This window comes from Asaia sp. SF2.1 (assembly GCF_000505765.1).
Taxonomy (GTDB): domain Bacteria; phylum Pseudomonadota; class Alphaproteobacteria; order Acetobacterales; family Acetobacteraceae; genus Asaia; species Asaia bogorensis.
On the sequence record NZ_AYXS01000048.1, the window covers coordinates 83604 to 95071 of the forward strand.

Below are 11468 nucleotides of genomic sequence, written 5' to 3' on the forward strand. Positions count from 1 at the left end.
GCGCGCCACGTCATGAACATTGCCACCGACTTTTTCACAAAGATCGGCCATCTCGTTGATGAAGGTCACCTTCATGGCAAGGAAGGCATTGGCCGCGTATTTCGTCAGTTCGGCCGTCTCAAGACCGGTCATGACGATGGGCGTCTCGATCAGATAGAGCGGGCGGTAGAGCTGTCGCATGAGGGCGCTGGCAGTTTCGCCCTTGTCGGCGCCAGTGTCGTCAATGCCGATGATGACGCGATCGGGGCGCATGAAGTCCCCGATCGCATTGCCTTCACGCAGGAATTCGGGGTTCGAGGCCACGCTGAAGGTGAGTTCGGGGCGTTCCTCACGCAGGATGCGGGCGACTTCACGCCCTGTGCCCACCGGCACGGTTGATTTCGTCACAACCAGCAGACCCGTACGGGCATGACGGGCAATCTGGCGCGTGGCCTCATACACATAGGTCAGATCAGCATGGCCATCGCCGCGCCGTGTCGGTGTACCCACGGCAATGAAGACAGCCTCGACCTGCGCGATGGCGGTGGCGAGATCATCGGTAAAGCTCAGGCGACCGGCTGCGACATTGGCCGAGACAATCTTGTCGAGACCCGGTTCGTAGATGGGAATGGACCCGGCGCGGAGCGCGGCCAGCTTGTCCTGATCCGCTTCGACAATCACGACCTCGGTGCCGAACTCAGCAAAGCAGGCGCCGGAAACCAGTCCGACATAACCGCCGCCAATCATCGCTATGCGCATGTGATCTCTTATCCTGTGCGAACTCTCTTTGTGCAGGGCGTAGCCCAAACCGGGCACGGGATAAAGCTTGCGTGCTGGAAAGGGGGGCGGCTCGCCTCCTCTATGGTGTCTGAGCTGGCCTTGACCGTGCTTCTGACCATGGCTGTTCTGACAGAAGTCCGATGTCAGCCGTGATGCAATCTTAACCGGTGGGACCATCAATCATGAGACTGACGAGACCTCCGGGCGTATCGGGGGAGGGGAGAAACGCGAAGCTTCGTATGGCTCTGGTTCTGGAGATGATGAGCTCAATGCGTTGCCGGGGCGGGCGATGGTTCTCGATGAAGATGACAGCATGATCGACACCGCGCTCAAGGCAGATATCGGCTGTTGTCGAGTATTCGTTGCAACGCCTGGTTTCACCCTGATCGTCAAATGCGGGATCGAAGGCCCTGCCAGTTCCTCGATGCTTCAAACCCTGTGGACTGAGTTCGAAGATCTGGCGGTCACGTGTTGCGAACACACCGGTATTGAATGAGACGATATCAGGAATGCAGGAGACGAAATCGAGGTGGAACACCGGGTGAAACCTGAATGCCTCATGCGTTGTTTGCCAGTCGAAATATCCTTCGGCGCGATTGATGGTCAGTCGGGTGCCTGACACCACTTCTTGAGGACTGGTGCAGTGGGGCGGGGCATTGGCCCGCGCATAACCGGATGCTCCGGTCATGATCATGATGTAACGTCAGAATAGAGCGTATCGGCGATTTCATCATTTGGCTCGTCTATACATTATATATCGAATCAGGAGATAATTGACGGATTTATTATAGTATTTCTCAAAAAAGCGATGAGTATAAATAAAACATGCACTCTTGTTGTATGTGCGAGCCACGCGGCAGGAACAGGACGAAGGTCGCCTGTCATGACATGGGGCGCTCGTCGTTGAGGGTTTCTCGAACCGGGTCACGTCAGTGAGGGCGCTCGATCCTCGGAGTTGGGGCTGGTCAAGCTCCGCAGCAGAACAAGGCAGCCACACAAACCTGTTATATGCACGCGGCACAGGGCGTAAGGGCAAAAAGGCTGGTTGCCTTTCTGGCAGGGGAGGAGGAGAAGAGGTCTCTATGTCTGACAGACACGACTCCCCCTGAGAAACCGGGCTCAGCCCTCCTTCCGGGTGACGGCCAGGGCGCACCATGCGCGTTTGGTTCGTTTTCGTGTCTCGATGGCCAAGACTGATTGGACCCGGTTTTCCCGTGCTGACCTCATCGACCCAACCCGCCATACGTTTTTCCACCGGGCAGATCATCCTGCTCGGGCTTGTCAGTACGATCGGTCCGATCTCGACCGATATGTATCTGCCAGCCTTTCCCCAGCTGGAACAGGATCTGGGGCAGGGGCCAGGCTCTGCGCAGCTTACGTTGGCAGCGTGGTTCATCGGGCTTGCCATCGGGCAGTTCTGCCTGGGGCCGCTGTCCGATCGCTTTGGCCGACACAAGCCCATGGTGGTGGGTCTGGCCATCTATGTGGCCGCGACCATCGCGCTGGCAACAACCAGTTCCTACTGGTCGTTCTGTCTTCTGCGGCTGGTTGCCGCTCTGGGCGGCGCCATCACGAGCGTCATCCCGCGTGCCATCGTGCGCGATGTGGCAACCGGGCATGAGGCTGTGCGCCTGATGTCGCAGCTTACCCTCGTCTTCGGCGTTGGGCCTATTCTTGCGCCCACGCTGGGCAGTATCTTCCTTGCCTTCGGAAGCTGGCGCCTGATTTTCTGGGCGGGTGCCGTCGCCGCTGCCTTGCTGGCCGGGCTCTGGATGACCGTTATGCCCGAGACGCTCCCGCCCGAGCGGCGTTATGCCTTGCCGCCGGTCGAGATCCTGCGCCGTTATGTCAGTCTGGTGCGTGAGCCTGTGTTCATGTCCTCGGCCGCCCTGTCGAGCTTCAGCACCTTCGTGATGTTTGCCTATCTTTCCAACGCGCCGCTCCTGTTCGAGCATCTGCTCGGTTTTACGCCCCGCGCCTTTGCCATTTTCTTTGGCATCAATGCTGGCGGGTTCATTCTGGCAACGCAGATCAACGGACGTCTGTCGCATCGTTATGAATTCACGACGGTCATGCAGGCAGGGCTTGTGGCCTGCCTGGTATCAGGACTGATCCTGCTGGCGGTCAGTGCCAGTCATATCGTGGGGCAGAGCGACCCCTGGCCACTTTGCGCGCTGATTATCACCACAACCTTCATGCTTGGCTTCATTGGTCCCAACGCCAACGTATTGGCGCTCACCCATCATGGGCATCAGGCGGGGGCGGCCTCGGCGTTGCTGGGTACGATGGCCTTCGCCATTGGCGGGTCGAGCGGTATCCTGATGGCACTGCTGCCGCCAACGCGGCTCAGCTCCACGGCGTTCGGTATGCTGGCTGGAATTACGGGCATGGTGCTGTGTAATTTCTGGCGTCGCGCTGCCGAAAAACGCCAGAAATCCGTCTGAGCTACAGGCCCCTCGCTTCGGGTCGGGAAGCGTATCAGGGGCGGAAATGCCCCTCACGCAAACGGGTCTCGATAGCTTCGAGCGTGGTGCCTTTCGTCTCGGGCACAAAGCGCAGGACGAACAGGAAAGCGAAGGCGTTGATAGCGCCGAAAAGCCAGAATGTGCCACTGCGCCCCAGATCATGAACCAGTGACAGGGTGAACAGCGAGACCAGCGTGTCAGACAGCCAGACCGTGGCGCTGGCGAGCCCCATGGCCTTGCTGCGTATGATCAGCGGAAAAACCTCGGAGGCGATCAGCCAGACCGCGACGGAGAGCGAGCCGAAATTGAAGAAGATATAGGCCAGCAGCGCAATAATGACGAGGACGAGCCGCGTTCCGCCAAGGGGCGCGTGATCAAGAAACAAGGCACCGAGCCCAAACAAGGCGAGGGCAGCAAAAGGAAGCATGACCAGCAGCATGCGTCGTCTGCCGACACGGTCGATCAGCATGATCCCCATGAGGGTGGTTATTGTCGATGTTACCCCCACGCCCACCGAGGTGAGAAGCGAGGCCGCATGGCCCAGCCCGGCCTCGGAAAGAATGATGGGCGCATAATAGACAATCACATTCGGGCCCGAAAGCTGTGACAGGGCTGCAAGCCCGATGGCAGCAATGAGTGCCGGGCGGAGCCAGCGTGCACGCAGGGCCGACCAGCCCGGTATGTCGGCGGATTTCGCCTGTGCATCACGCAAGGCGTCAAGCTCCTGACGGATGGGTTCATGATGGCCGCGCAGGCGATACAGCACGGCCACAGCCTGCGCCTCGCGCCCATGTTCGAGCAGCCAGCGCGGGCTTTCGGGCAGAAACATCATGCCCAGAGCCAGCAAGATCGCCGGGATGACACCAAGCCCGAACATCAGGCGCCAGCAATCGGCAGGCCCGGCGAGAAAATACCCTGTGAAGAATGCGACGAGCAGCCCAAGCGAGAAAACGAGCTGGAAGAGTGAAACCAGCCCGCCACGACGCTCTGCCGGGGCCAGTTCAGCCACATAGACGGGGACGATCTGTGTTGTAGCGCCTATGGCCCAGCCCAGCGCGAAGCGCGCGACAATCAGCCATGTTTCATCCGGTGAGAGCGCACAGCCCAGCGAGGCAAGGATAAAGACCAGTGCGGCACTTACCACCGAAGGGCGACGGCCGATCCTGTCTGAGAGCGGGCCGCTCATGACCGCCCCGAACACGGCACCCAGATTAAGCGCCGCGGCGATGCCCTGTTGTCCCGTGCTGTCGAGGCTGAAACTATGGGTGATATAGATCAGCGCTGAGGCGATGATGCCGGTATCGTAGCCGAAAAGCAGTCCGCCAATGGCAGCAATGGCTGCTGCAAGGGCCACCATACGATGCGCGTGGTCACGCTTGTCGGGCGCTTTTTCAAGGCGCCGCAGGGCCGCTTCGACAGTCTCGGGGTGCGATGGCGGCTGCGCGTCATGTGAGTCAGTCATCATCCTGCTCCTCGACGGGTGCACGTTGTGTATGGTGCCGGGAGGCTGAGAGGCGCCTTGTCGGCATGGCGCTCTCTCGGCTTCATCGACGTTTGGGGTCAGTCCTGAGCCCCGAACAGAGTGGCGAGCGTCTTTTCCATGATGTCTGGCGAGAGCTTTGCACCAAGCACGAGTTCCGCCCCGATGATGCCCTGATTGACCAGCATGCCGAGTCCGTCGAGCGTCTGGCAGCCCTGTGCCTTTGCTTCGCGCAGCAGCTTTGTCATGGGCGGGTTGGGAATGACATCGGCCACGATGGAAGCATGACCAAGGCTCGAAACCTTGATGGCGGGTATTGCCTCAGCATCGCCCAGACCGATGGATGTCGCGTTGATCAGCACATCCGTGCCCTCCGGCACGACGAACTCGCCCTCCCATGTCGTGGCATGGGCCTCGACCTTGCTATTCTCGGTGAGAAGCCGGGCAATGGCCTGAGCCTTGTCGGGGCTGCGATTGGCTATGGTGATTCTGGCGGCACCGGCGAGGGCCAGTTCCACTGCAATGGCCCGCGCGGCCCCTCCCGCACCCAGAATGACGATGGTCTTGCCTTTGGGCTCAGTCACCTTGCGCAGCGAAGCCAGAAAGCCTTTTCCATCCGTGTTGTTGCCAGTCAGTTTGCCGTCACGGATCTGCACGCAATTCACCGCGCCAATGATTTTGGCTGACTCAGCCAGATCATCGAGATGATCGATCACGGCAATCTTGTGAGGGATGGAGCAGTTGAATCCTGCCCACTCCATCGCCTTTGCACCAGCAATAGCGGCAGCCAGATTTTCCGGTTTGACATCGCAATTGATGTAGCGGGCGTCGATACCGGCCTTGGCGTAACCCGCTTCCATCATCGCAACGGTGGGGTTCTTGGCGCAGGGGGTGGAAAAGGATCCGGTCAGGATCGAACGGAAGGAACGGTCTGTCATGAGGCAATCTCCTGGGGTGGCCGGACGGGAGCGCAGAGCCTCCTCATCCCAACCTAAAATGCATAGCTATGCAAACTAACGCCAGAAGGAAAGATGGTTGCAGGATTCAAGTGTTACAGGATGAATTACACCCGCCCGGTGCTGCGCCTGAGCACGAGTTCCGCTTCGATCTCGTGACGCTCGGACAGACGCTCATCCGGGGTGGAGAAGGACCGGGCAAGAATGTCCAGAGCCGCGGTAACGAGCGCATCGGGGCGCTGGTCGAAGCTGCTGAGCTGATAGGCCTGCCATGCGGCCTGCGGGATATTGTCGTAGCCAATCACCACGACATCCTCCGGGCAACGCAGATCGGTGTGTTGCCTTATCGCATCCAGTGCGCCGCACCCCATGAGGTCATTACTGGCGAACAACCCGTCAGGACGATGCCCCTGTGCAAGGGCGGCTGACATGGCGTCAAACCCCGATTGATAGTCATCGGCCCCCTGAATCCGGGTGACCTCGAGCGCGTGTTCAGCGCATCCCTGCATGAACCCGGCTTCGCGCGCGCGGGATGCCGCATTCTGGAGGGGGCCCGCCAGCCAGACGGGATGTCTCACCTTGAGACCATGCATAAGCGTGGCCGCGTGATGGCCGGATTTCATGTTGCTGGATTGCACCGACGAGATTCCGGGCCCCGTCAGCGCCGAGTTGAAGCAGATGACCGGAATATTCAGGGCCGAGATGGCCTGAACCGTCTCTTCGGCGCCGATCGCCAGCGCCGTGATAAGGGCGTCCACGCGATAGCTTGCAAGCTGATCGAGGGCAGCATCGAGCGTCACGTCATCAATGACCTGAACCAGAAGGACCTGAAAACCAGCCTCCCTGATGCCTGCAGAGAGCTTTTCGAGCGCATAACCGTATAGGGGATTGCCAAGCCCGCCGACGATGACGCCGATCATGCCCGAACGGCCAGTCAGCATGATGGCCGGTATGCGGTTGGGCTTGTAGTTGAGCTCTTCCGCCGCCTTGAAAACGCGTTCACGCATGGCCGGCGAGATGCTGGCCGTCGAGGAAAAGGCGCGGGAAACGGCCGATTGAGAAACCCCGGCATGACGGGCAACATCGATAGAGGTGATCACACGTCTGGTCATGGCGCGATCATGACACAGTTCATGGCCCTTGCGCGATCCCGCCCGATCGTAGCGTGCAGGGCATAAGGCCGGATGTGACGAAGGGGCAGGACCCTCAGTGGTAGCGGCAAGGCTTGTTGCGCTCGGGTGGGTTGGCGGATTGAATGACAAGAAGTGTTACTTCATCATCACCCACATTGCCGGCGTCATGGCCTTTCTTGCCCTTGTAGGGGCCGCTTTCCATGGGGCGCACATTCTGGTCCTCACCGAAAAGAATGTCGCCCGGGCCCATTTCGACGCGCGTGCCGTCCATGGCGCGCACCCACCAGCGCCCCTTGAGCGGGATAATCCATTGCGGCTTGGGGTCGGGGTGCCATGCGCCATTCCAGTGCTGCGGCTGCACGGTCATCATCACGGTTGCCGTCTGAGGCTCCATGGGGTCCTGCCATTGAGGTCCGGCAGGCGGCGACATGCTTTTGAGAAAGAAATTCGACACCGGGCAACGGGCGATGTGGCTCACGCCGTTGTCGTCTGTCCAGAGATGCTGATAGGCGCGCAGTGGCTTGGGGGGCGCCTTGTCAGCAGCCTGCACCATCACGGCAGTAGAGAGGAAAGCCAGAAAAACGGGTAAGGGCCATAAATATTTCATCGATCCGGCTCTCGACAATCTGGGGATGGGCAGGTCACATCTTCCTGCTTACGCTTGTATCGTCGCATTGGTTCCGAGACCCTTGAATTGATCAGATATCTCTCCCTTTTTGTCGGTCTCGTCATTCTTGCCTATCTCGCCTATCTCGTCATGGGGGCGTTTCTGTACCTGCGTCAGGACAGTCTGGTTTTTCCTGCCGACACCACACCCCTCGCCAGCCCCGACGATCTGATTGACGGCGCGCGCCGCGTCACCCTGCACACGCAGGATGGGCTGGCGCTTTCAGCCTATTACCGGCCGCCGTTCGGGCAGGGGCAGGTCATCATGTATCTGCACGGCAATGCCGGGACGATTTCCAGCCGGGCGCGCCGCCTGGCCCTTATGGCGCAAGGAAACACCGGGCTTCTGGCTGTTGAGTATCGCGGCTATGGCGGTAATCCCGGCCAGCCGGGAGAAGCGGGTCTAATGATGGATGCCGCTGCCGGAATGGTGTTCCTGCGCCAGCAGGGCATCGAGCCGAGACAGATCATTCTGTATGGGGAGTCCCTGGGCACGAATGTGGCCCTGCGCACGGCCCTGGCTTTCCCGGCAGCCGGGCTGGTTCTGGATGCGCCCTATACAAGCATCGTGGATGTGGCCGCCTCACGTTATCCCTACATGCCGGTCCGGCTTCTCCTGCGCAGCCGCTTTGATACGCTTGGCCGTATTCCCGCATTGAAAATGCCGCTGCTGGTGATGCGCACATTGCAGGATCATACGGTGCCACCGGCCCAGAGCCTCGCAGTATTCGAGGCCGCCCCCGAGCCGAAACAGATCTGGACGACGCAACAGGGCAGCCATTCCACCCTGATCGAGAGCGGTGGGCTTGCCGCGTTGCAGCGATTTATCGGCCGGGTCTGTCCGGCCGAGCCCTGAGGAACATATTCGAGCCGTTGCCGGCGCTTGCCCGTTCCGGCGTGGAATGATCAGGGGATGGATTTGAGCGCCGGATAAAGCGCTCTGTACCGTGCGTAGGCTGCACGATAGGGGCCACTCAGCGTTTCATCCGGCGTGATGGTTGCCACACGCTCTGGTGGCAGGCACACACTGGCGACATCCTCGCCCGTAACGGCGATGCGGGCGAGCCGTGCTGCGCCGAACGCGCCGCCCTGCTCGCCATTGGCCAGACGGTGCAACCTGACTCCGAGAACGCTGGCGAGAATGGCGGTCCAGAGCGGGCTGCGCGACCCTCCGCCAATCACATCCGCTTCAGTGATCACGGTGCCGGACTCGGCGAGTCCCTCCAATGCGTCGCGAAACGAGAAAGCGACGCCTTCAAGCACGGCCTGTGTCATCTGGGCGCGTGTCGTGTCCTGCGTAAGCCCGACAAATCCGCCGCGTACCGTGCCGTCATTATGCGGCGTGCGTTCGCCCGACAGATAGGGGGCAAACAACACGGGCGAGGGGGCAAGCGGGGCGTCGGGCAATTCGGCAAGGAGGGTCTTTTCATCAAGGCCGGTGACACGCGACCACCAGGCAAGCGAGGCCGCTGCCGAGAGTGTGACACCCATCTGATGCCACTGATCGGGGACAGCATGGCAGAAGGAGTGAATGGCGTGGTTGCCGCCCGGATGGAAGCTGTCTGTCGTGACCCAGATCACCCCCGATGTGCCCAGGGAAAGAAAGGCATCACCCGTGTGAATGGCCCCAAGCCCGACAGCGCCCGCAGCATTATCCCCTGCGCCCCCCGCGAAGACCGGTGCTTCTTTCATGCCCCAGCGTGCGGCGAGTGACGCATCCAGCCGACCGGCAGGTGCCGTTCCCTCACAAAGCGCGGGCATGGCGGCAAGACGCAGCCCGGAGGCCTCAAGGGCTGCGTCGGACCACAGACGCCGCCCGGTATCGAGCCAGAGAGAGCCGGAAGCATCGGACATATCGTCGATCAGCGCGCCTGTGAGACGAAACCTGAGCCACGCCTTGGGGAGGACGACATGCGTTACCTTTGCAAAGATCTCAGGCTCGTGACGGGCCACCCACATGACCTTGGGGGCGGTAAATCCCGGCATGGCGATATTGCCGGTGATCTGACGACAAAGCGGAAAGCGATGCTCGAACAACGAGCACTCCGACTCGGCCCGGGTGTCGTTCCACAGAAGGCAGGGGCGCAAGACCTCGCCCTGTGCACCCATGAGCACGGCACCATGCTGTTGCCCCGACAGGCCAATGCCACGGAGTTCGGCCAGTTCATGCGGATGGCTGGCATGAAGTGCATCAAGCGCGCGCAGGGTGGCTTCATACCAGTCCTCGGGGTCCTGCTCGCTCCAGCCCGGATGCGGCCGGCTGACATCGAGTTTCTCGGTATGGGCGGCCAGCACCTTCTGGTTCGTATCGACCAGAACAGCCTTGATTCCGGACGTGCCAAGATCAATGCCGAGATAAGTACCGCCAGTGGCGTTGGAGGGCGTGTCAGATGCCATGATGCAGCGAACCTCGGGTCTGGGACTTTAAAGCGTCGTGGGTTTCTGGGAGCGGGACGTTTGAAAATCAGGGGCAGCGTCGATGAAAGGCAGATGAGCGCCGCCTCTGACACGCGCCATCCTGTCGGGGCAGAAATGGAAACACGAAAAGATGGCGCACAGGTTTCGTGGTTATTTTTTCGGGCGCACAGACCCTGACCGCAAGGGCATGCGCGTTCCGGGTTCAGGCAAAGCCGTCGAGGCAGGATGAAAGACCGCGCCTTGCAGGATTGTCGCGTCACAATCGGGTGAAATCAGGGGGCGGAATGGGCCCCCTGGGCGGTGGAACCTGACATTTCTGGCCACTCATCCCCATTTCAGCACGATGTGACAGCTGTGCCGGAGTAGGCATGGCGGTTGTTCCTGTTTATGGTCGCCAGTCTCAGGCCGTCATGGCATGGCGGGTCGAACAGACGCACGACAGAAGTCCGAGCGGGCTAAGGGAGAGATGATGTCGGTCGAGATAAGGGTGCCGGTTCTGGGTGAGAGTGTCACATCAGCGACGATAACCCGCTGGCTGAAACAACCCGGCCAGGCCGTGGCCGCCGATGAGCCTGTTGTCGAGCTCGAAACCGACAAGATCAGTGTCGAGGTTCCCGCGCCGCAGGCCGGGGTGCTCGGCCATGATCTTATGGCCTCGGGGGCCGAAGTGGCTGTTGGCAGCGTGCTTGGGACGCTGGACCCCAATGGCAAGGCCGATGCCAAACCCGACGACAAGCCGTCTCCGTCGCCCGCCTCGGCCTCAGGTCAGTCGTCGCCGGTTCAGTCTGCCCCGGCCCAGCCCGTGCTGGCCCAGCCTGCTGCGGCGGCGCAGGGCGCGGCAGGTACCACCCGACGCGAACCCATGCCCGCAGCCTCTCGCCTGATGGCGGAGGAACATATCGACCCGTCATCCGTGACGCATGGCACCGGGCTGGATGGTCGTGTGACCAAGGGTGACGTGCTGACGCACATGGAGCAGAAGCCCGCGACTGCACCCGGTGCAGCCCCCGCACAGACGGCTACGCCCGAACCGGCCTATAACCCGGCGGCCCCCTCACCGGCGGTGGCCAGCGCCCTTGCGACCCTGCTGGGCAAGACCGAGCAGGACAGCCGTGAGCAGCGCGTGCCCATGACGCGCCTGCGTCAGACCATTGCCCGCCGCCTCAAGGATGCGCAGAATACGGCAGCCATTCTCACCACCTTCAACGAGGTGGATATGAGCGCGGCCAAGGCCCTGCGCGCCGAATATCGCGAGATTTTCGAGAAGAAGCACGGCGTGAAGCTGGGCTTCATGTCGATCTTTGCGCGCGCCTGTATCCGTGCGCTTCAGGAATTCCCGGCAATCAACGCCACGATTGAGGGTGACGAAATCATCTATCGTCGCTTCGTCAATCTGGGCATCGCTGTGGGTAGCGAGCGCGGGCTGGTTGTGCCGGTGCTTCATGATGCCGATCAGATGAGCTTTGCTGAGCTGGAGCGTCATATCAACGATTATGGTGCGCGCGCACGCGCTGGCACGCTCAAGCTCGACGAGCTGTCACGCGGCACATTCTCCATCACCAATGGCGGCGTGTTCGGCTCGTTACTCTCC

10 protein-coding genes are annotated in these 11468 nt (G+C 60.9%); 3 read left to right on the top strand and 7 right to left on the bottom strand.

Features of this window, described 5'->3' with window-relative positions; genetic code table 11:
* Window positions 1–738: UDP-glucose/GDP-mannose dehydrogenase family protein (locus P792_RS39210; RefSeq protein WP_023979665.1), on the bottom strand; the 738-nt coding region annotated here is incomplete at its 3' end.
* A gap of 181 nt (window positions 739–919) precedes the next feature.
* A complete protein-coding gene (locus P792_RS33240) occupies window positions 920–1447 on the bottom strand; it encodes a hypothetical protein (RefSeq protein ID WP_152530260.1) in 528 nt (175 codons plus the stop codon).
* Between the two features lie 466 nt (window positions 1448–1913).
* On the opposite strand from P792_RS33240, the gene P792_RS33245 reads away from it, so the two are divergent.
* Window positions 1914–3203, top strand: a complete 1290-nt coding sequence (locus tag P792_RS33245) for a multidrug effflux MFS transporter (RefSeq protein WP_152530261.1) — start codon at window positions 1914–1916, stop codon at window positions 3201–3203.
* A gap of 34 nt (window positions 3204–3237) precedes the next feature.
* On the opposite strand, the gene P792_RS33250 is transcribed toward P792_RS33245, so the two are convergent.
* The 4 genes from P792_RS33250 to P792_RS33265 form a co-directional block, all read right to left on the bottom strand.
* The gene (locus P792_RS33250; protein WP_023979668.1) at window positions 3238–4686 is read right to left on the bottom strand and encodes a sugar porter family MFS transporter; all 1449 of its coding nucleotides are present in this window, start codon (window positions 4684–4686) and stop codon (window positions 3238–3240) included.
* Between the two features lie 98 nt (window positions 4687–4784).
* Window positions 4785–5642, bottom strand: a complete 858-nt coding sequence (gene aroE / locus P792_RS33255) for a shikimate dehydrogenase (protein WP_023979669.1) — start codon at window positions 5640–5642, stop codon at window positions 4785–4787.
* 125 nt (window positions 5643–5767) lie between these two features.
* Window positions 5768–6772, bottom strand: coding sequence for a LacI family DNA-binding transcriptional regulator (locus P792_RS33260; protein ID WP_023979670.1), 1005 nt, complete (start codon window positions 6770–6772; stop codon window positions 5768–5770).
* Between the two features lie 94 nt (window positions 6773–6866).
* The gene (locus P792_RS33265) at window positions 6867–7346 is read right to left on the bottom strand and encodes a cupin domain-containing protein (RefSeq protein ID WP_235075521.1); all 480 of its coding nucleotides are present in this window, start codon (window positions 7344–7346) and stop codon (window positions 6867–6869) included.
* Window positions 7347–7487: 141 nt separating this feature from the next.
* On the opposite strand from P792_RS33265, the gene P792_RS0119955 reads away from it, so the two are divergent.
* Window positions 7488–8315, top strand: a complete 828-nt coding sequence (locus P792_RS0119955) for an alpha/beta hydrolase (protein WP_152530262.1) — start codon at window positions 7488–7490, stop codon at window positions 8313–8315.
* A 50-nt stretch (window positions 8316–8365) separates the two neighbouring features.
* Here P792_RS0119955 and xylB read toward each other — a convergent pair whose 3' ends face one another.
* The gene (gene xylB, locus P792_RS33270) at window positions 8366–9856 is read right to left on the bottom strand and encodes a xylulokinase (protein WP_023979673.1); all 1491 of its coding nucleotides are present in this window, start codon (window positions 9854–9856) and stop codon (window positions 8366–8368) included.
* A 490-nt stretch (window positions 9857–10346) separates the two neighbouring features.
* Between xylB and P792_RS36735 the strand changes: the two genes are divergently transcribed.
* A partial coding sequence (locus P792_RS36735) for a 2-oxo acid dehydrogenase subunit E2 (RefSeq protein ID WP_031241423.1) occupies window positions 10347–11468 on the top strand: 1122 nt, incomplete at its 3' end.